At 73.8% G+C, this 18923-nt stretch carries 14 protein-coding genes; 3 read left to right on the top strand and 11 right to left on the bottom strand.

Annotated features, from left to right (window positions below; genetic code table 11):
* Positions 1 to 12: 12 nt before the first annotated feature.
* From SSP29_RS38240 to SSP29_RS38220, 5 genes are all read right to left on the bottom strand, one after another.
* Positions 13 to 1407 carry an NAD(P)/FAD-dependent oxidoreductase gene (locus SSP29_RS38240; protein ID WP_089105520.1) on the bottom strand — a complete coding sequence of 465 codons (1395 nt, stop codon included), beginning with the start codon at positions 1405 to 1407 and terminating at the stop codon, positions 13 to 15.
* Positions 1394 to 1621, bottom strand: a complete 228-nt coding sequence (locus tag SSP29_RS38235; RefSeq protein ID WP_089105662.1) for a ferredoxin — start codon at positions 1619 to 1621, stop codon at positions 1394 to 1396. The genes SSP29_RS38240 and SSP29_RS38235 overlap by 14 nt, the downstream gene beginning before the upstream one ends.
* 143 nt (positions 1622 to 1764) lie before the next feature.
* Positions 1765 to 2454 carry a hypothetical protein gene (locus SSP29_RS38230; protein WP_089105519.1) on the bottom strand — a complete coding sequence of 230 codons (690 nt, stop codon included), beginning with the start codon at positions 2452 to 2454 and terminating at the stop codon, positions 1765 to 1767.
* A 182-nt stretch (positions 2455 to 2636) separates the two neighbouring features.
* Positions 2637 to 4325: a DUF885 domain-containing protein gene (locus SSP29_RS38225; protein ID WP_089105518.1), complete on the bottom strand. Its 1689-nt coding sequence runs from the start codon at positions 4323 to 4325 to the stop codon at positions 2637 to 2639.
* A gap of 33 nt (positions 4326 to 4358) precedes the next feature.
* Positions 4359 to 4850 carry an Lrp/AsnC family transcriptional regulator gene (locus SSP29_RS38220; protein ID WP_089105517.1) on the bottom strand — a complete coding sequence of 164 codons (492 nt, stop codon included), beginning with the start codon at positions 4848 to 4850 and terminating at the stop codon, positions 4359 to 4361.
* Between the two features lie 59 nt (positions 4851 to 4909).
* On the opposite strand from SSP29_RS38220, the gene SSP29_RS38215 reads away from it, so the two are divergent.
* Entirely contained in the window at positions 4910 to 6088 is a 1179-nt protein-coding gene (locus SSP29_RS38215) for a trans-sulfuration enzyme family protein (RefSeq protein WP_089105516.1), read from the top strand.
* A gap of 114 nt (positions 6089 to 6202) precedes the next feature.
* On the opposite strand, the gene SSP29_RS38210 is transcribed toward SSP29_RS38215, so the two are convergent.
* From SSP29_RS38210 to pdxR, 5 genes are all read right to left on the bottom strand, one after another.
* Positions 6203 to 7642, bottom strand: coding sequence for a GNAT family N-acetyltransferase (locus tag SSP29_RS38210; protein WP_245883467.1), 1440 nt, complete (start codon positions 7640 to 7642; stop codon positions 6203 to 6205).
* Positions 7643 to 7786: 144 nt separating this feature from the next.
* On the bottom strand, positions 7787 to 10468 hold the full coding sequence (locus tag SSP29_RS38205) for a DUF6493 family protein (protein ID WP_089105514.1): 2682 nt from the start codon (positions 10466 to 10468) through the stop codon (positions 7787 to 7789).
* Positions 10468 to 11898, bottom strand: a complete 1431-nt coding sequence (locus SSP29_RS38200; RefSeq protein ID WP_089105513.1) for an SWIM zinc finger family protein — start codon at positions 11896 to 11898, stop codon at positions 10468 to 10470. Before SSP29_RS38200 ends, SSP29_RS38205 begins: the two co-directional genes overlap by 1 nt.
* Before the next feature lie 162 nt (positions 11899 to 12060).
* Positions 12061 to 13641 carry an alkaline phosphatase D family protein gene (locus SSP29_RS38195; protein ID WP_089105512.1) on the bottom strand — a complete coding sequence of 527 codons (1581 nt, stop codon included), beginning with the start codon at positions 13639 to 13641 and terminating at the stop codon, positions 12061 to 12063.
* Between the two features lie 346 nt (positions 13642 to 13987).
* Positions 13988 to 15418 (bottom strand): MocR-like pyridoxine biosynthesis transcription factor PdxR, encoded by a 1431-nt coding sequence (gene pdxR, locus SSP29_RS38190; protein ID WP_089105511.1) that lies wholly within the window; start codon positions 15416 to 15418, stop codon positions 13988 to 13990.
* A 47-nt stretch (positions 15419 to 15465) separates the two neighbouring features.
* Between pdxR and SSP29_RS38185 the strand changes: the two genes are divergently transcribed.
* Positions 15466 to 16440 carry a DMT family transporter gene (locus SSP29_RS38185; RefSeq protein WP_089105510.1) on the top strand — a complete coding sequence of 325 codons (975 nt, stop codon included), beginning with the start codon at positions 15466 to 15468 and terminating at the stop codon, positions 16438 to 16440.
* A 371-nt stretch (positions 16441 to 16811) separates the two neighbouring features.
* On the opposite strand, the gene SSP29_RS38180 is transcribed toward SSP29_RS38185, so the two are convergent.
* Positions 16812 to 17642: an alpha/beta fold hydrolase gene (locus SSP29_RS38180; RefSeq protein WP_089105509.1), complete on the bottom strand. Its 831-nt coding sequence runs from the start codon at positions 17640 to 17642 to the stop codon at positions 16812 to 16814.
* A 502-nt stretch (positions 17643 to 18144) separates the two neighbouring features.
* On the opposite strand from SSP29_RS38180, the gene SSP29_RS38175 reads away from it, so the two are divergent.
* Positions 18145 to 18906, top strand: coding sequence for a GntR family transcriptional regulator (locus tag SSP29_RS38175; protein ID WP_089105508.1), 762 nt, complete (start codon positions 18145 to 18147; stop codon positions 18904 to 18906).
* Positions 18907 to 18923: the final 17 nt, after the last annotated feature.

The following is an 18923-nucleotide window of genomic DNA, read 5'->3' as shown; positions in this document are numbered from 1 at the left end:
GCCGGGGCGCGGTCAGTGGCGGGCGGGGTGGAAGACCAGCTGCTGGTCGGTCGGCGAGTAGCCGCTGAGGGTCACCATGGGGCCGTGCGTCGGCAGGGCGGGGTCCGGGAAGTCGGAGTCGACCGGCACCCGGCCCTCGGGACGGCGGTCCACCGTCGGGAACTCCACCGGGAACGGCGCGCCCCGCTCGATCTCCCGCTGGTAGAATTCCAGCCACCGCGTGTTGTCGAAGCTCACCGCGGCGATCGTCCGGCCGTTGTGGCCGTACACCCCGACGAACCTGCGTTCGGCCAGCGAACCCTGCGTGATCATGATCTGCTCGCCCATCGGCGGAACCCCGACCGACTTGATGTTCACGCCGAACTGCGACGACCAGAACGCCGGCACCCACAGGTGCGGCCTGCGCTCGGCGCTCGGGCTGATCATGTTGTGCGCGGCGATCTCGGCCTGGGCGACCGCGTTGCCCCAGTGCTCCAGGGACAGGAACTGGTAGCCGAACAGCGCGTGCGGGGACCGGGCGACATCGCCGGCGACGAAGATGTCGTCGGTGACGATCCCCCGGAAGTCGAAGGCACGGCAGCCCGCGTCGCAGGCGATGCCCCGCGGGCCCGCGCCGAGACCGGAACCGGTCAGCCAGTCGGTGTTGCGGGTCGCGCCGAGCGAGACGATCACCACGTCCGCCTCGACGATGGACTCGTCGGACAGATGGACCGCCCGCACCCGCCCGACCGGATCACCCTCCAGCGCGGTGACCATGACTCCGGTGCGCAGGTCCACCCCGTTCTCGCGGTGCATCTCGGCCGCGACCGCGCCGATCACCCCGCCGAGGGCGCCCACGAGCGGTGCGCCCGCGCGTTCCGCGACGGTGACCGGGATGCCCTGCTCGCGGCAGGCCGAGGCGATCTCCGACCCGGTGAACCCGGCGCCGATCACGAACACCCGGCGCGGCCCGGCCTTGAGCCGGCGCAGCAGCGCGGCCGCGTCGTCCCGGGTGCGCAGCGTGAACACGCCCTCCAGGCGGGCCTCGTCCTCCTTGGGCCAGGGCCGGGCCCGCACCCCGGTCGCGATCAGCAGCCGGTCGTACTCGACCTCGTCGCCGTCGGCCAGCCGGACCCGCCTGGCCTCGATGTCGAGACCGGTGGCCGCGACACCGAGCCGCCACTTCGCGTCGATCTCCCGGCGGTGCGGCAGCTCGGTGTGGTGCGGGGCCGCCCTGCCGAGCAGCACCGCCTTGGACAGCGGCGGCCGGTCGTAGGGCTCGTACGGCTCGTCGCCGATCATGGTGAGTTCGCCGCCGAACCCCTCGGCGCGCAGCGTCTCGGCGCCCCGCAGTCCGGCCAGCGAGGCACCCACGACCACGATCCGGCCCTCGCGCCGCAGCCAGTCGAGATAGTCAGTGGGCGGCATCGGAGGTCCCTCCCGCGCATCCGTCCAGGCCGTCGGCGGTGATCGCCTGCACCGGGCAGGCGGCGACGGCGCGCGCCACCCGCTCCCGCTGCTCCTGCTCGGCCTGCGGGTTGTAGACGAGCGACTCCTCGCCGTGCATGGCGAAGACGTCCGGAGCGAGGAACGCGCACTGCGCGTATCCCTGACATCTGTTGAGGTCGACGACAAGGCGCATCATGGCTCCGCCCTTCCGGTGGCCAGGTCCGGTGCGTACCGCGATCCGTCGTTCAGGTCTCGGACGGCGGAGAACTCCCCGCACGCCAGCATGGGAGCCAGGACCCGCGGTCGCGCGCCGGGGCCCGCCGATCGGGTGAGCCGTCAGGCTGCCGGGGGCGCCGGTGTCACCGGGGCCGCGGCGGAGCGGCGGAAGCTCTCCATGACGATGTACGCGCTGAGCAGCAGCGACCAGGCCGGGAACACCAGCTCGGCCCAGGGCACCGCGGCCGACACGAACAGCAGGACCAGGGTGGTCAGGAAGCCCAGCCGCGTGAGCCAGCGCGGCAGGATGCCCAGGCGGTGCCCGATCACCGACGCGGAACAGGCGAAGACGGCCGCCATCCGCATCGCGTACCCGGTCATCAGCGTGTACGCGAGGTGCTGGCCGAAGTTCCAGGTGGGCCGGGACGGCGAGGTGCCCGCCGGGTGAGCGGTGTCGAGCACGGCCGCGGCCGCCGCGGCGGCGCCGAACATGGTGGCCGTGAAGACCAGGCCGCTGCCGAGGAACACGGTGGCCATGAACCGGTCCTCGGCGTCGCCGACGTGCGAGCGGACGGCGCCGACGAACCACAGGAAGAAGATGCCGGCGAACGGCACCAGCATCAGGGCCGCGCGGACGGCGCTCAGCTGGGCGGGATCCGGCTGCTGGGCGGTGACCGCGTCGGCGCCCTGCGGGATGCCCAGCCGGATCAGCACCATGGCGGCCGCGAGCAGCAGCGCGAAGACGATCCCGGCGACGCCGGCGGCGCGCGGGGTCTGCAACGGCTGCCGTGGGGGCGTGGAGGTCTGCATGCGCGGCTCGCTTCCTGTGTCCGGTGACCCCCGGCACCAGCAAGCCCGCTGCCACCGGCCACCGCCACCGGAGCACCCCCGAACGGCAGACCTGCGCCGCCCCGGCCGCGGCCGCCGCCGGGCACCCACACGCGGTGGGCGCCCGTCGGGTCCTGCCGCTCCTCGGGCGCAGGCCCGTACCGTCAGAGCTGCGACAGCTCGTCCACCAGGTCGTCCAGGCCCAGCGAACCCTGGGACAGGGCCGCCATGTGCCAGGACTTGAGGTCGAAGCCGGCGCCCTGCCGCTCCCGGGCCCGCTCCCGGCCCAGCAGCCAGGCCCGCTCGCCCAGCTTGTAGCCGATGGCCTGCCCCGGCATGGACAGGTAGCGGGTCAGCTCGCTCTCCACGAAGTCCGCGGGCCGGCTGCTGTGCGAGCCGAAGAACTCCTGCGCCAGCGCGGGCGTCCAGCGCTCCCCGGGGTGGAAGGGGGAGTCGTCCGGGATCGTCAGCTCCAGGTGCATGCCGATGTCGATGATGACCCGCGCGGCCCGCATCATCTGCGCGTCCAGGTAGCCGAGGCGGCGCTCCGGGTCCGTGAGGAAGCCCAGTTCGTCCATCAGCCGCTCCGCGTACAGCGCCCAGCCCTCGGCGTTGGCGCTGACCATGCCCACGCTGGCCTGGTAGCGGGAGAGGTTCTCGGCGATGTGCTTCCACTGCGCCAGCTGGAGGTGGTGGCCGGGCACGCCCTCGTGGTACCAGGTCGAGACCAGGTCGTAGACCGGGAACCGGGTCTGGCCCATGGTCGGCAGCCAGGTGATGCCCGGGCGCGAGAAGTCGTCCGACGGCGGCGTGTAGTACGGCGCCGCCGCGCTGCCGGGCGGAGCGATCCGGGACTCGACCCGGCGCACCCGCTCGGCCAGGTCGAAGTGGGTGCCGTCCAGCTTCTCGATGGCCTCGTCCATCACCGACTGCAGCCAGCTCCGCACCTCGTCGACACCCTCGATGTGGGTGCCCTGCTCGTCCAGGTGCGCCAGCGCCACCCACGGCGTGGCCGCGCCGGGCAGGATCTTCTCGGCCTCGGCCTTCATCTCGCCGAGCAGCCGGTGGTATTCGGACCAGCCGTACGCGTACGCCTCGTCCAGATCGAGGTCGGTGCCGTTGAAGTAGCGCACCCAGCGGGCGTACCGCTCCCGGCCCACCACGTCCGGCGCGCCCTCGACCGCCGGCGCGTACACGTCCCGCATCCAGTCGCGCAGCGCCAGCACCGCCTCGGTGGCGGAGCGGGCCGCCTCGTCCAGCTCGGCGCGCAGCGCCTCGGGACCGGACGCCGCGAACTGCTCGAACCAGCCCTTGCCGTCGCCCGTGTCGGCCCATTCGCCGAGCTGTCCGACGAAGGTCGCGGTGGCGCGCGGACCGCCGTACAGCTTGCGGTCCAGGCCGAGTTCGAGGGACTGCCGGTAGCCCTCCAGCGCGGCCGGCACCGCGCGCAGCCGTTCGGCGACCGCCGACCAGTCCTCCTCGGTGGCGGTGGGCGTCACCGTGAACACCTGGCGCACCGCGTGCGCGACGGAGCTCAGGTTGCTGACGGAACGCAGGCTCTCGTCGGCCTCGTGCACGGCGAGGGAGGCACTGAGCCGCTCGCGCAGCAGGCGCGCGCAGCGACGCTCGATGTCACTGTCCGCACCGGGCTGCCGCTCTGCCTCGTCGAGCTTGGCGAGCGTGTCGCGCTGGAGCCGGGCGAGCGCCTCCGCGCCGGCCGGCGAGGTGTCGGGCAGCCGGCTCGAACTCTCCTTGACGCCGAGGAAAGTACCGGTGATCGGATCGAGGGCGATGAGCTCGTCGACGAAGGTGTCGGCGACCTGACGGGGCAGCGGGCTGTTGGTCTGTGACATGCGGTCCATCCTCGTACGGCGGACCACCGCGCGTCACGGGGATTGGGCCGACGACACCGGCGGAAGCAGCGGCCCGCACTCCCACTGCTGGAATATCAGCCGGGTCTCCACCCGGGCGACCTCCCGATGCGCCGTGAACTCGTCCAGGACCAGCCGTTGCAGGTCCGCCATGTCCGCCACGGCCACATGCACCAGGTAGTCGTCAGGACCGGTCAGATGGAACACCGTCCGCGACTCCGGCAGCGCCCGGATCCGCTCCACGAACGGTCCCACCAACTCCCGCCGGTGCGGCCTGACCTGCACCGACAGCAGCGCCTCCAGACCGCGCCCGAGCTTGGCCGGATCCAGCTCAAGGCGGTGCCCGAGGATCACCCCGGAGCGGCGCAGCCGGGTCACCCGGTCCAGACAGGTCGACGGCGCCACGCCCACCTGGGCGGCGAGATCGCGGTAGGTGGTCCGGGCGTCGTTCTGAAGCAGCCGCAGCAGATGCAGATCGACCGGATCCAGTACGACAGAATCGGTCATGGGCCGAACGTAGCACGGCGTTCGCGCCAACTGTTCCGTCGGATGTTCACCCTACGGCCATGGACTCAGCGAGCACCTACGACGACCCGGCGCCCGTCCGCGGCCACGCCTCCCGCGCACCGCGCGCCCTGGCCACCGAGGCCGTGCACGCCGGCCGCGACGACCTCGCCCGCCAGGGCCTGCACGCCCCGCCGATCGACCTGTCCACCACCTACCCGTCGTACGACAGCCGTGCCGAGGCCGCCCGCATCGACGCCTTCGCCACCGACGGCGCGGACCCGGCGGGACCGCCGGTCTACGGACGCCTGGGCAACCCGACGGTCGCCCGCTTCGAGACCGCCCTGGCCCGCCTGGAGGGCACCGGGTCCGCGGTCGCCTTCGCCAGCGGCATGGCCGCCCTGTCCGCCGTCCTCCTCGCCCGCGCGGCCACCGGCCTGCGCCATGTCGTCGCCGTACGGCCCCTGTACGGCTGCAGCGACCACCTCCTCACCGCCGGTCTCCTCGGCACCGAGGTCACCTGGACCGACCCGGCCGGGATCACCGACGCGCTGCGTCCCGACACCGGCCTTGTGCTGGTCGAGTCCCCGGCCAACCCGACCCTCGCCGAACTCGACCTGCGGGCCGTCGCCCACGCCTGCGGCACGGTGCCGCTGCTCGCCGACAACACCTTCGCCACCCCCGTGCTGCAACGCCCCGCCGAACTCGGCGCACGGCTCGTGCTGCACAGCGCCACGAAGTACCTCGGCGGCCACGGAGACGTGCTCGGCGGAGTGGTCGCCTGCAACGAGGAGTTCGCCGGGCAGCTGAGGAAGATACGGTTCGCCACCGGCGGCGTCCTGCACCCGCTCGCCGGCTACCTGCTGCTGCGCGGCCTCTCCACACTCCCGGTCCGGGTCCGCGCCGCGTCCGCCACCGCAGCCGAACTGGCCCACCGCCTCACCGCCGACCCGCGCGTCGCCCGCGTCCACTACCCGCGGCTGGGCGGTGCGATGATCGCCTTCGAGGCGTACGACGACCCGCACGAGGTCGTCTCCCGGGTACGCCTGATCACCCCCGCCGTCAGCCTCGGCAGCGTCGACACCCTCATCCAGCACCCGGCGTCCATCAGCCACCGAGTCGTCGACGAGGGAGACCGCCGCAGAGCCGGAGTGAGCGACCGACTGCTGCGGCTGTCGGTGGGCCTGGAGGACGTGGACGATCTGTGGGCGGACCTGGACCGGGCACTGGGGGTGCTGTAGCACCCCGTCAGCGGTAGCGCCCCGTAAGGGGCGCGGGGCTGTATTCATGTGCGGCCCCGCCGCGCGGGCGCGACCAGCCCCCACGCACCCGCACTCGCCGGACGGCCGTGAGTACTACGGCGCTTCGGCCCTCCCCGACTCGCCCGCACTCGAAAGCCACCCCGCGGCAGTCACGGCGTCCCCCGGCTCCGCCGCCAGCCGGGCCGTGATGACCAGCGTCCCCTCCTCGATCTGATAATCCAACGGCAGCCCCAGCGCCCGCATCGCCGCCACCATCCCCGTGTTGGACGCCTGCGTCACCGCGTACACGCTCTCGCAGCCCGCCTCCACGGCCATCCCCACCAGCCGGGTCAGCAGTTCGCCGCCGATGCCGCGCCGCTGCCAGGCGTCCTCCACGAGCAGCGCCACCTCCGTCTCGTCCCCGTCCCACAGCAGATGCCCGAGACCGACGATCCGGCCCGACGCGGTCTGCACGGCCAGCGTGCGGCCGAAGCGCGGGCTGAGCAGGTGGTTCAGGTACCGGTCCGCGTCCCCGACCGGGCCGTGGTAGCGCAGCCCGAGGGTCCGCGGCGAGCAGCGCTCGTGCATCGCCTTCGCCGCTTCCAGGTCACCGGTGTCGGCCCGGCGCACGGTGATCGCGTCGCCCGCGGGCAACGCGATCACGTCCTGGCTGCGCGGGATGCGCGGTCCGAGCCGGGCGTCCAGTTCCACCAATGCCCGCGCCCGCGCGAACTCCGTCGGCGTGAACGGGAGATACGGCCGCTCCACGGTGATCACTCCCCCCTCCGGCGCACGCAGCCGCATCACGGTGTCCTCCAGCGCACCCTCGACGGGAACCGTCTCGGGGCTCCGGGCCCCGCCGACCGGGTGGGCGGGGAGCGAGCGGATCGTGCACCTCCCCAACAACTGCCGGAGGGCCAGCGGAAGTTCCGCCGCGTCCAGCGCGGTGCGGGTGGCCAGGCCCAGGACCCGGGTCGGGGCGTCCACCAGATCATGGGCGTCGGCCCGCTCGATCCAGGTGTCCGTGCCCCCGGCCAGCGCGACCGCCCGCGTGATCTCGCCGGCGATCAGCTCGCCGGGGGCCCGCAGCAGGAACTCGTCCACCGTGCCGTCGCCCAGCGGATGCGTCTGCAGGCTCAGGATGTCCACGCGGTGCCCGGCGAGCGCGCTGCACAGCGCCGCCAGCGAACCGGGCTCGTCCCGCACCGTCGTCCGCAGCCGCCACAGCGTGCTCGCCCGGTCCCCGGCCCCCGAGGTGTCCGCGCCGGTCCCGGCCTGCCGTGTCTCGGTGACGGCCGGCCGGGTGCCGGTATCGGTATCGGTCACCGGCGGTGCGTGACCTGGGCGCCTCGCCCACCAGACGTGGAAGCCCGCCGTGGCCGCCAGCACCAGCGCCGAGATCACCAGCAGCGCCGGACCGTCGGGCCCGTGCCCGATCAGGTTGGCCACCGCCTCCGCCACCGCGACGGCCGTGAACAGGGCGGCGAGTTCGACGAGGTCCCGTCGCCAGTGGTGCACGGGGCGTCCGTCCCGTGCGCGTGTCACATCAGACATGTCTCGATTCATGCAGCCACTGTGAAGCAACGGTGTTGCGTGATCACAAACGCTCTGTGACCGATGGGTAAAGCATGCTTACGTTCTTTTCGTGGCTGTTTGTCCGGTTGTCGAGGTCTGAGAAATGACCGATTCCTTCCCCTCTCAGGCGGCCGCCGCCACGCCCAGTGCGTCCCGCAGCCGACGGGCCTGGACCACCAGCCGCGCCGAACCGGGCCGGGCAGCCGTCCCCGAGAGATGAGGCAGCTCGCCACGGGCCCCGGACCGCTCGGCACAGTCCGCGGCGATCGAGAGCAGCTCCCCGAGCCCACGGGTCGCGCCCGCGGCACCCGCGGCACCCGCGGTCCCCCCAGTCGCGAGGTCCGCGAGCAGTACGGGCAGGGTGTGCCGGAGCATCTCCCATATCGTGGTGTTGGCCCCCGTGGCCGCCGCCGTCCGGGCCGACTCCGCCAGCCGCAGCGGCTTCACCGCACCGAGCCGGACCAGCCAGCCGAGGTCGGCACCCAGCCGCTCCGTGTCGAGCTGTCCGCGCCCGGCGAGCACCAGCAGCGCGTCCACCGCGGCCAGCCGGTCCTCCGGATGCCGGGCGCCCAGCCCGTACGCCACGCACAGGTGCGTGCTCTCGCCCGCGACCCCGCCGGACTCGGCGAGCAGCGGAAGGGCGGCGGCCCCGCCCCTCTCATCGTCCAGGGCGGCCTCGGAGACGTCGTGCACCAGCCGTACGGCGACGAGTTCGCGCAGCTCCGGGAGCGTGGCCAGCCAGTGCCGGTGGTTCTCCTGGCCCCAGTGGTAGCAGTACCGGACCGCGTCGGACGCCGTGAACGGCCGGCCCAGCCGCCGGAACGCCTCGGGGAAGTCCGTCTGGAGTTCCCGGACCTCGCCGGACTCGATCAGGATGCGCGGACCCGATGTCCGAAGGCCGGAGCCGGGCAGGGCGGGCTCCCCGGCGGACAGCCAGCGCGCCAGCCGCTCGCCTTCCGGCGTGCCGAGGCCGCTCGCGCGCCCGGCGGCGGCCAGGGCCGCCGTACGGTCCTCGCGCCGGACCCGCAGGAGGGCCTGGGCGAAGTCGGCCTCGCCCACCCGGGCGCCGAGGCGACGGCAGGTGTCGAGCCGGTCGACGAGCTCGCCCGGCTCCAGGAGTCCGGTGCTCCACGACGGCGTGGCCAGCAGCAGCGGCTGCGGGTCCGTCCGGATCCGGTAGGCCAGTTCACGCAGCCGGACGTCGAGGACCCGGGAGAACCCGTGGCGCGCGCACTCGTGGTCGGCCGGACCGTGCTGCAGCCCGGCGAGCAGGGTGGCCGTGCTCACGGCCCCGTACAGCGTCGCCAGGATCAGTTCGAGGCCGCCCTCGGGGCCGAGGAGGCCGCGTCGGGTATGGGCGAAGTGCTCCTCGGCGTCCCGTCGGCCGTGCCACTCGGGCTGCCGCCACCAGCGGGTGGCCGCCACCGGTTCGAGCGCCTCCCGCAGCGCGTCCTGGTCGCGGTGGGCGTGCCGGGCCAGACCGTCCAGCGCCCGCTCGAACGCGGCCACGTCCCCGTCCCCGTCGGCCGCCAGCAGGGCCGAGACCTCCTCGGCGAGTTCCACGGCCGAATCCGGCGGGGCCGTGAGCCGGAGCGGCTCCGGGGGCAGCGGCAGCACCTCCTCGTACGCCTCGGGCTCCGCCCCGGGCGCGATGCCCAGGACAGCGGCCGCCCGAACACGCAGGGCCGGGCTCAACTGCTCGGCCGCGACGGTGACTTCGGACCGAACCGCAGGTTCGCCGTCGAGCCGCGCCGCATGCCGCTCCACCAGCTTCAGCGCCCGCTCCTGCATCTGGGTGTCCTCGTGCCCGAACGCCTGGGCCACGGCCGGCAGCAGCTCCGCCGCCGCGGTCGCGTCGCGCGCGAGCACCTTGCCGAGCAGCACCAGCTGGGCGCGCACCAGCTTCTTCTCGGCGCGGAACAGCAGCCCTTCGGAGGCCTCGGCGAGCTGCCGCGGGGTGAGGTCGCCGTCGAGGGCGAGGGCGGCGAGGACCGACTGGGCGTGCGCGGCCACCGGGGAGGCGGCGTCCCGGGCCAGGGCCGTCCAGTCGGCGACCCGCTCGCGCACCTCCTCCCGGGTGAGGGCGAGCAGGCCCAGCAGCGGCAGGAAGACCCGGTGGTCGGTCGGGCCGCCGCCGCGCAGCAGACGGGCCACACAGGCGTCGACCACGGCCTTGCGCTCCAGCACGCCCGCGCCGGTCAGCTCCGCGAGGGCGTTCTGCCAGGAACCGGGCCCCTCGCCGAACAGCCAGCGGACCTCGCCGAGATCGGAGAGCTCGAACAGGCCGTTCACCAGCGGCGCGAGGTCCGGCTCGGCGCGCAGCCGGTCGACGAGGGGGACACGCCCCCAGGTGCGGCCTATGTGGCGGACCCAGCCGACCACATAGGCGTCCGTCACCGGCACCTCGCATCCCGAGCGGCGTACCAGTCCCGCCATCAGCAGGAACGGCACGTCCGCGGAGACCGGCCGCGCGGCCAGCCGGCGGGCCACATCGGCCTGCCAGCCGGTGTCCCGGTCCGCCAACACCTTCAGCAGCATGTCCGCCGGCGCCTGCCGCCAGCGCATGTCGGCCCCGGCGATCCAGGTCGCGGCCGCCGCGGCTCCCGAGTGGCACATCGCCCCGGCCACCTGGAGCGCCGGATAGCTGCGCTCGGACCGGGTCTCCCAAGGCGCGGCCCGCAGCTCCTTGCGCAGGGCCTGCAGCCCGGGCAGCAGCGCGCGTCGTTCGGCATCCGTCAACTTCGTCACCAGGAGGGCCGTCTCCCCGACGCGCCCCGCCCGTACCGCCTCCAGCACCGCGCTCATCACGCACCCCCGCCGATCTCCGCCATGTCCTGTGCCAGGTCCTGATTCATCTCGTGCTCCACCGCGGCCCCCCGCCGCACCATCCGCACCGCCAGCGCGTGCTTGCACGGCCCGCGCCCGCCCCGGTACTTCGCCCACCACAGACAACTGCAGCTCAGCACCCCCGCCGCATCCCGTATCCGGTGCACATGACCGTCCTCGGCCGTCACCGTGCCCAGCTCGCCGTCCAGGGCCACCGCGCCCGCGGCCACCAGCGCCCGGGCCGACCGCAGCCGGGGGTTGTGCCGCTCCACGCGCCCCGCGTCGTACGGCAGTTCGCGATGGAAGTAGGCGGCCTCCGCCGTGTCGTAGCCGACGCGTCCCGAGGTGCCGAGGCGGATCAGGGCCGCGCGGACCCGCTCCGGGGTGAGCCCGGCGGAGGCGGCCAGGTCGGCAACGTCGACGCGGGGCTCCCAGGCCAGCAGGACCGCGATCAGCTCCGCGTCCTCGGCGGCCTCGTCGGTGGCCAGCGCGTCCAGGACGCCGCCCTCGCCGGAGAACCCCCGGGCCGGGTCCGGCGACAGGGTCAGCGTGAGCCGCATGCCGGGCAGCACCACCTCCCAGGCCGCGGCCGTACCGGAGGCGGCGAGCGCGCCCTGCGGGCCGTAGACGCGCAGGGCCGTCGCATGGCGCAGCACCCGCTGCAGCGCGGCCAGCCGCTCCGGTCCCGGCAGGCACGCCGCGCCCGGCACCGGACGGGTCGTCGGCCGCAGCCCCCGGCCCGCCGGCACCACCCAGCAGGGACCCGCCGAGCCCCGGCGCGCGGTGCCGCCGCGGGGGAGCGAGCGCAGGAACCGCACTGCCTCGTCCGCCGGGAGCTCGGCCCGCAGCTCGAACCCGGCCGCTATGACCTGTGCCTCGACGAAGCCGCGCAGCCAGCGGTCCGGGAGCGGGACCTTCTTCTCCACCACCGGGCCGTCCAGCGTGGTGACCGCCAACTCCTCGGGACCGACCCGCAGATGGAGCGGGTCGTCCGAGCCGAGCCGGGAAAGGGCCTCCCGCAGCGCGTTGTTGACGTCGACGTTCGTCGTGCCGTGGCCCACCTCGCCGCCGTCCAGTCCCGGGCCGAGGACGTCCAGCCTGGCGTACACCCCGCCGCAGCCGGAGAAGGACTCGAAGCGCAGCCGGTCGCCGTTGCCCGTCACCACCGGGTCCAGCGAGGCGCGCAGCTGCGGCTGGTAGTACCGCGCGGCCGCCACGTCGGCCACCGCGAGCAGCCCGGCCGCGGCCACCTGAGGCGAGGTCAGAAAGCCCGCGAAGAACCGCGGATGGTCCTCGACCCCGGTGGGCGTCGCCCCTCGGGAGGTCTCCAGACCGAGATGGCGGCCGTCGGCGGCGGAGCGCAGCACGGAGGGTTGGCGATAGGCCACGGCCTGTGAGGATCGCGTCATGGGAAAACCGTAGAGGCGGCCACTGACAATCGGCCTGACCTGCGAAAACGCGCTGCGGGAGGGTGAGTTCGAGGATGCGGAAGAACCCGCGCCGGGAGCTGCGACAGGGCCGCGCACCGGGGGATGACGCCGGTGCGCGGCCCTGTGAAAAGCGTACGGGAGTTACTGGCCGACCCGGCCCGGCTGCAGGGTCTGCGTGAACAGCACGGTGCCGTCGTACTCGCGCAGACGCACCGTCAGTTCGCCGCTGTCGCCGTCGATGTCGACCTCGCCGAAGAACTGGTAACCCTCCGCGGGTGACACGTTCGAGGCGGTCGGCGCCTTGACGAACACCCGGTCGGGGCCGAACGTGCCGTCCAGCGCGTTCGCCGGGAAGGCACCGGCGTTGAGCGGGCCGGAGACGAACTCCCAGAACGGCGCGAAGTCCTTGAACGCGGCCCGCGACGGGTCGTAGTGCTGGGCCGAGGTGTGGTGGACGTCGGCCGTCAGCCAGACGGTGCCGGTGATCTTCCGGTGCTTGATGTACCGCAGCAGCTCCGCGATCTGCAGCTCACGGCCGAGCGGCGCGCCCGGGTCGCCCTGGGCCACGGCCTCGAAGTTCGCCTTGCCCTCGACCGGGTCGGGGACGACCAGCCCGAGCGGCATGTCCGCGGCGATCACCTTCCACAGCGCACGCGACCGGGACAGCTCGTGCTTGAGCCACTTCAGCTGCTCGGCGCCGAGGATGCCCTGCGGGTCGGTCGTCTGGTCGTCGGGAGAGTTGGCGTTGCGGTAGGTCCGCATGTCGAGGACGAACACGTCCAGGAGCGGGCCGTGGTGGTGGACGCGGTAGATCCGGCCGTCCGGCCGGCCGCTGATCGTGGAGATCGGGAAGTACTCGGAGAACGCCTGCCGGGAGCGCAGCGCCATGTCGTCCAGCCTGGTGCCGGCCGGGTAGGCGGTACCGGTGCCGATGACCTCGCCCGGGTACCAGTTGTTGCGGACCTCGTGGTCGTCCCACTGGATGACGTTCGGCACCTGGGCGTTGAACCGGCGCAGCGCCTGGTCGAGCAGGTTGTAGCGGAAGTTGCCCCGGAAGTCGTCCAGCGTGACCGCGACATGCGACTTCGCCTCGGAGGTGACATTGCGGTACAGGCTGCCGTCGGGCAGCGCCTGGGTCGCCGAGATCACGCCGTCGGCGTAGATGTTGTCACCGCTGCACAAGAAGAAGTCCGGGTCCAGCTTCGCCATCGCGTCGAAGATGCGGTAGCCGCCGATGGACTCGTTGATGCCCCAGCCCTGCCCGGCCAGGTCGCCGGACCACACGAACTTCACGCCCTGGCGCCGGCGGGCGGACGCCGTACGGAAGGTGCCGGTGACCGGCTCGCCGGTGCGGCGCGGATCGTCGGGGTCGGCGAGCAGCACCCGGTAGTGGATCTGCTCGCCGGACGGCAGCCCGTGCAGCCGCGTGGTGCCGGTGAAGTCGCTGTCCGCGCCGAGCAGCGGGCCGCGCCAGCTGCGGGCGTTGCGGAACGACTCGGTGGCCGAGGTTTCCACGATCATCCGGGCCGGCCGGTCCGAACGGACCCACACCAGGCCGGAGTCGGCGGTCACGTCACCCGCCTGCACGCCCCACTCCGCGCGGGGGCGCCCGGACAGCGCGAACGCCGGTGCCGAACCGAGGGCCGTGGGCAGGGTCAGGGCCGCCGACGCGGCGAGCGAGCCGCGCAGCACGCTGCGGCGGCCGGGGAGCGAAAGGGACATGGAAGGGCCTCCAGAACGGGATCCGGCCAGTTGTGCACAGCCACAACTACTGGGGCGCCGCAGCGCACACGGAAACCGCAAGTGAACAACTGCCCGACCCCGCAGAAGTCGTCCCTGCGGGACCCGGCGGTGTCGTCATCGGTCCGGGTCCGGCGGTGTCGTCATCGGTCCGGGTCCGGCGGTGTTGTGATCGGTCCGGGTCCGGCGGTGTTGTGATCGGTCCGGGTCCGGCGGTGTTGTGATCGGTCCGGGTCCGGCGGTGTTGTGATCGGTCCGGGTCCGGCGGTGTCGTCATCGGTCCGAGTCCGGCCGTGTCGTGATCGGTCCGGGTCCGGCCGTGTCGCCGTCACCCGTCGAGTGCCGCCGCCATCAACCGCACCCCTTCCCGGATCCGTGCCGCCGGCAGATGCGCGTACCCCAGCACCAGCCGTACCGCGGACTCGTCGCCCCGCGCGTGTGTGCACGCGCTCAGCGGACGCACCGCGACCCCGGCCGCAGCCGCCCGCCCTACGAAGCGGCTCTCCGGCCCGTATCGTCCGGGCAGTTCGGCGATGGCGTGCAGCCCTGCCGCGATCCCCGACACGCGCGCGTGCGAGAAGTGCTCGGCCAGGGCGGCGACCAGGACGTCCCGCCGCTCCCGGTAGGCGCGCTGGCAGCGGCGCAGCTGCCGGTCGTAGTCGCCGCGCTCCAGGAACCGGGCGAACACCGCCTGGTCGACGGAAGGATGCCCCAGGTCCATGGTCCGCTTCCGGTCGACGACGTCGTCCGCCAGGAACTCCGGCACCAGCAGCCAGCCCAGCCGCAGTCCGGGGGCGAGGGACTTGCTGACCGACCCCATGTAGGCCACCCGCTCCGGATCGAGGCCCTGGAGCGCACCGACCGGGGCCCGGTCGTAACGGAAGTCGCCGTCGTAGTCGTCCTCCAGGAGCAGCCCGTCCACCGACCGGGCCCAGTCCAGCAGCCGGGTGCGGCGCCCGGCGGAGCAGGCGATCCCGGTCGGGTACTGGTGGGCGGGCGTCGTCACCGCCGCGCGGACGCCCGACGCGTGCAGGGGGCCCGGCGCCAGACCCTCGTCGTCCAGGGGCAGCGGTACGGTCCGCAGCCCGGCCGCCGCGTACAGGCCGTCGTGCTGCGGGCTGCCGGGGTCCTCCACGCCGATCTCGCGCATCCCGCGCGCGTGCAGCACGGAACCGACCAGCGCCGCCGCCTGTGCCACCCCGGAGACGACCACGATCCGCTCCGGGTCGCCGACCACGCCCCGGCGCCGGGCCAGCAGTTCGGCGAGGGCCGAGCGCAGCCGGGGCAGTCCGCGCGGGTCCGGATAGCCGAGGTCGCGGTGCGGCAGCTCCGCCAGCACCTCGCGCTGTGCGGCGGCCCAGGCGGCGCGCGGGAACAGCGAGAGATCCGGTGATCCCGGCAGGAAGTCCACCCGGACGCCGTGCGGGCCCGGCGCGAGATCACGCGCGCGTGGCGTCGCCGCCCGCACGGCACCGCCCACCCAGGTGCCCGCCCCGCGGCCGCTGCGCAGGTAGCCCTCCGCCGTCAGCTGCTCGTACGCCTCCGTGACCAGCCCCCGCGACACCCCGAGGTCCTTGGCCAGCTCGCGGCTGGACGGCAGCCGGGTGCCGGGCGCGAGCCGCCCCGCGCGGATCGCCTCCCGCAGCGCTGCCTGGAGGAAACGGCCACGCGCGCGTGCCGGCGCGGAGGCGGCCGGCAGCAGCAGCTCCCACGCGGCGGAACCCGGCAGGGCGCCCGGATTGGTCCCCGATGACGTCATGGAAGTGGACCTTAATCCGGGCCGCCGAGGTTCCTAGCGTCGTCCTCATGAACGCGACCACCACGCGCGGCGCCCTGCTGACCGCGCTCGCCTACGTCCTCGTCGGCGGCTCCTTCACCGCCAACAGCGTGCTGGGCCACTACCCCTACGCGGGCGGCCAGTTCCTCCGCTACGGACTGGCCTGCCTGCTGCTCGTGCCGTTCGTGGGGCGGGGTGCGGCCGGGCGGCTGCGCGGGCTGGGGGCGCGTGCGTGGCTGCGGCCGGCCCTGCTCGCCGCGGTCGGGATGGTCGGCTTCAACCTGGCGATCCTCGCCGCCGAGCGCACCGCGGAACCGGCGGTCCCGGGCGTCCTCGTCGGCTGTGCCCCGGTGGTGGTCGCGGTCCTGGTCCCGCTTCTGGACGGCCGTCGGCCACAACGCCTCGTCCTCCACGGGGCGCTGCTGGTCGCGGCCGGCGCCTTCGTGGTCCAGGGCTGGGGGCGGACGGATGGCGGCGGTCTCGCCTTCTCGGTGTGCGCCCTGGCCGGTGAGGTCGGCTTCGCGGTGCTCGCCGGACCGGTGCTGCGGGCGCTCGGTCCACGGCTGCTGACCGCCACGGTGTGCGCCCTCGCCGCGGCCGAGGCGGCGGTGACCGGGGCCGTGCTCGACGGCGGGGCGTGGCTGCGCCGGCCCGACGCCACGGAGACGGCCGCGCTGCTGTGGCAGGCGGCCGTGGTGACCGTCGTCGGTTTCGTGTGCTGGTACATGGGCGTGCAGCGGATCGGCACGGAGCGCGCGACGCTCTTCACCGGCCTCGTCCCGCTCACCGCCGTGTGCACCGCCCCGCTCGTCGGAACGGGTTCCTACGGCCCCGCCCAGGCCGTCGGCGGCGTCCTGGTGGGTGCCGGGGTCGCCCTGGGCTCCGGCGCCCTGCCCCACCTCGGCCGCAAACCAGCACCGGCCGCCCGTCGGCCCCACCGCGCCGACCTCCGGGCGGCGCCCGGCCGCACTCCGCCCCCCTCCGCTGACCGCCGTTCAACCTGACCAGGTGCTCTTCGGCGTCATGCCGACCGCTGGTCGGTGAGGGGTGTTGTGCGGCCGTCCTGTCGACCGCTGGTCGGTGATGTCCGGTGGACCGTCCCTGCCGACCGCCGGTCACCGATGCCCGTGCCTTGTGCCGTTGCGTCGACCGCTGGTCGGTGTTCGGCTGCTCCCTACCGTCATGCCGACCGTCAGTCACCGATGCCACGCTGTTCTGCCCCCACCCCGATGACCGTCGGTCGGCGACGGCCCGCGCTCTGCCCGACCCTGCCAGCCGGGGGACCGCGTTCGCCCCAGCCCCACGTCGCACCGTGCCGTCGGCCGACAGCCGCCCGTCGGCCGGTGCCCACGCCGCGTCGGCGCTCGGTCGTGCGTCAGCGGCTGCCGTCGAGGATGACGCGGGCGACCAGCGCCGGGTCGTCGTTCATCGGGCAGTGTCCGCAGCCGGGCAGCCGGACCAGCCGGGCCTTGGGGATGATCTGCTTGGCCCGGACCCCCTGGCGGCGCACCAGCAGCATGTCCCGGGTGCCCCAGCCCACGGTGACCGGGATGCCGGGGACGTCGTCGGTGAACTGGACGGCGGAGCCCGCCCGCAGGGTCTCGGCGAATCCGCTGGCCTGCGCGAGGGCCAGCGTCTCCGCGACCACGGCCTCGGGTGAACGGCGCGCCGGGCGGGCGTAGATGGTGCTGGTCAGGGCCGTCCGCCCGGCGGCCGACCGGGACAGCCGCTCGATCAGGGGGAGCGGCAGCCGCTCCGCGATCCGCCGCATGGCGATGAGCACGCCGAAGGCATAGCGCCGCTCCGCCTGCGACCAGAAGCCGGCGGGGGAGAGGGCGGTGACGGACCGTACGAGCTTCTCGCGGCCCAGTTCCAGCGCCAGCAGCCCGCCGAGCGAGTTGCCCGCCACGTGCGGCCGGTCCAGCTCCAGGGTCTCGAACAGGGCGCCGAGCACGGTGCCGGTGGTCGGCAGGTCGTAGGCGAGGCCGTCGGGAAGGGCCGGGGAGGCGCCGAAGCCGGGCAGGTCCACGGCGATCACGTCCCGCTCGGTCGCGAGGATGTCCACCACGGGGTCCCAGGCCTGCCGGTGATGCCCTATGCCGTGGATGAGGACCAGCGGCTCGCCGCGGCCCACGCGCGCGTACGAGACGGTCACATCCTGCCGGCCGTGCGCGGCCGGGACTTTGAAGGAGACGGTGGCGGACATGGGGGCTCCTCGTCTGGGACTTCGGCGGACGCCGTAGACAGCTTGTCAGCAATTGCTACTCGCGGGTAGTCCCCGACGGGGTGTGTCGCACGTCGGCCCGACCCGTCAACGCACCCTGCGTGACTTCAGGTTGAAAACGGGGTGCCGTGCCGTCCTGCGGATCATTCTGGGTCGGGGGCGCGGAGCGCGGCGTGATTCCGCCGGACATGCGGGAGCGTGTCGGGCAGGACGGGGTGGCGCCGTCTGCGGCCGTTCGGGTGAACACCCCGTTCCGGGCGGTTCTCGCGGTGCGACGGGAGCTTTGCTGCCATGTCACGAAAACGCCCCCACGCGAACGCCTCGTGAACGGTGTATGGCACCGCTTTCTATGCGTTGGCCAAGGGATCGACGATTGGTCTTGACCAAGGGTGTGCGCCGCCCTATGGTCGCAGATAAGTACAACAACCTTTAATAAACAAGGGCGCTAAAACGCCGCCGGACCACGGCGATTGCGGAGGACAGGGTGGGGACCACGCAGCTGGAATCGGTGCCGGAACCGAAGTACTGGCATCTCAAGACCGTGCTCAGTGAGGCACTGGACTCGGAGTTCTCGGTCGGCGAGATCCTGCCCAACGAGCGTGACCTCGCCGCCCGCTTCGGCGTGGCCCGGGCCACCCTCCGCCAGGCCCTCGAACAGCTCGAACTGGAGGGCCGGCTGCAGCGCCGCCGCGGTGTCGGTACGACGGTCGCGCCCCCGCGCATGGGCGTGGCGGTGGGCTCCGACGAGCACGCCTGGCCGGGCGCCTCCGGCGACGCCTGGCAGCCCGCGGACTGCATCCTCGCGGTGCCGCCCGCCGCCGTCGCGACCGCCCTGGAGACCGGCGCGGAGGAGCCCGTGCACATCGTGCGCCGTTCCCGCGTCTCGCACGGCCAGCCCGTCGCCGCCGAGCTGCTCTACATCCCGGCGGACTCGGTTCCGGAGCTGACGGCGATCGACGCGCCGTCCGGAGCGCCCCGCGCGCGTGCGGTCCTGCGTGAGCTGCAGCGCCTGGAGCTGGAGGGCCAGGACCAGGCCGTGGAGCTCGGCTCGGCCCGCGCGGACGACGCCAAGGAGCTCGACCGTCTCCCCGGCGCCCCGGTGCTGGTCGTCACCACCCGCTTCCTCGCCGCCGGCCGCACCGCCGCGCTCTCCGTCGCCACCTACCGCGCGGACACCTGCCGGCTGACCTTCGGCGACACCGGCGGCGTGGAGATCCACCACGGCCCCGAGCGGCAGGCCTCCTAGCCGCCGCGCCGCACGAC

It is taken from the genome of Streptomyces hyaluromycini, from assembly GCF_002217755.1.
Lineage (GTDB): Bacteria > Actinomycetota > Actinomycetes > Streptomycetales > Streptomycetaceae > Streptomyces > Streptomyces hyaluromycini.
The sequence above is the reverse complement of the archived record's forward strand: the minus strand, read 5'-3'. Positions and strand labels throughout refer to the sequence as shown.

Coding starts and splice junctions, on each gene's coding strand:
- SSP29_RS38240 (WP_089105520.1), bottom strand. CDS start 1,407: ATGCCGCCCACTGACTATCTCGACTGGCTGCGGCGCGAGGGCCGGATC.
- SSP29_RS38235 (WP_089105662.1), bottom strand. CDS start 1,621: ATGCGCCTTGTCGTCGACCTCAACAGATGTCAGGGATACGCGCAGTGC.
- SSP29_RS38230 (WP_089105519.1), bottom strand. CDS start 2,454: ATGCAGACCTCCACGCCCCCACGGCAGCCGTTGCAGACCCCGCGCGCC.
- SSP29_RS38225 (WP_089105518.1), bottom strand. CDS start 4,325: ATGTCACAGACCAACAGCCCGCTGCCCCGTCAGGTCGCCGACACCTTC.
- SSP29_RS38220 (WP_089105517.1), bottom strand. CDS start 4,850: ATGACCGATTCTGTCGTACTGGATCCGGTCGATCTGCATCTGCTGCGG.
- SSP29_RS38215 (WP_089105516.1), top strand. CDS start 4,910: ATGGACTCAGCGAGCACCTACGACGACCCGGCGCCCGTCCGCGGCCAC.
- SSP29_RS38210 (WP_245883467.1), bottom strand. CDS start 7,642: ATGTCTGATGTGACACGCGCACGGGACGGACGCCCCGTGCACCACTGG.
- SSP29_RS38205 (WP_089105514.1), bottom strand. CDS start 10,468: ATGAGCGCGGTGCTGGAGGCGGTACGGGCGGGGCGCGTCGGGGAGACG.
- SSP29_RS38200 (WP_089105513.1), bottom strand. CDS start 11,898: ATGACGCGATCCTCACAGGCCGTGGCCTATCGCCAACCCTCCGTGCTG.
- SSP29_RS38195 (WP_089105512.1), bottom strand. CDS start 13,641: ATGTCCCTTTCGCTCCCCGGCCGCCGCAGCGTGCTGCGCGGCTCGCTC.
- pdxR (WP_089105511.1), bottom strand. CDS start 15,418: ATGACGTCATCGGGGACCAATCCGGGCGCCCTGCCGGGTTCCGCCGCG.
- SSP29_RS38185 (WP_089105510.1), top strand. CDS start 15,466: ATGAACGCGACCACCACGCGCGGCGCCCTGCTGACCGCGCTCGCCTAC.
- SSP29_RS38180 (WP_089105509.1), bottom strand. CDS start 17,642: ATGTCCGCCACCGTCTCCTTCAAAGTCCCGGCCGCGCACGGCCGGCAG.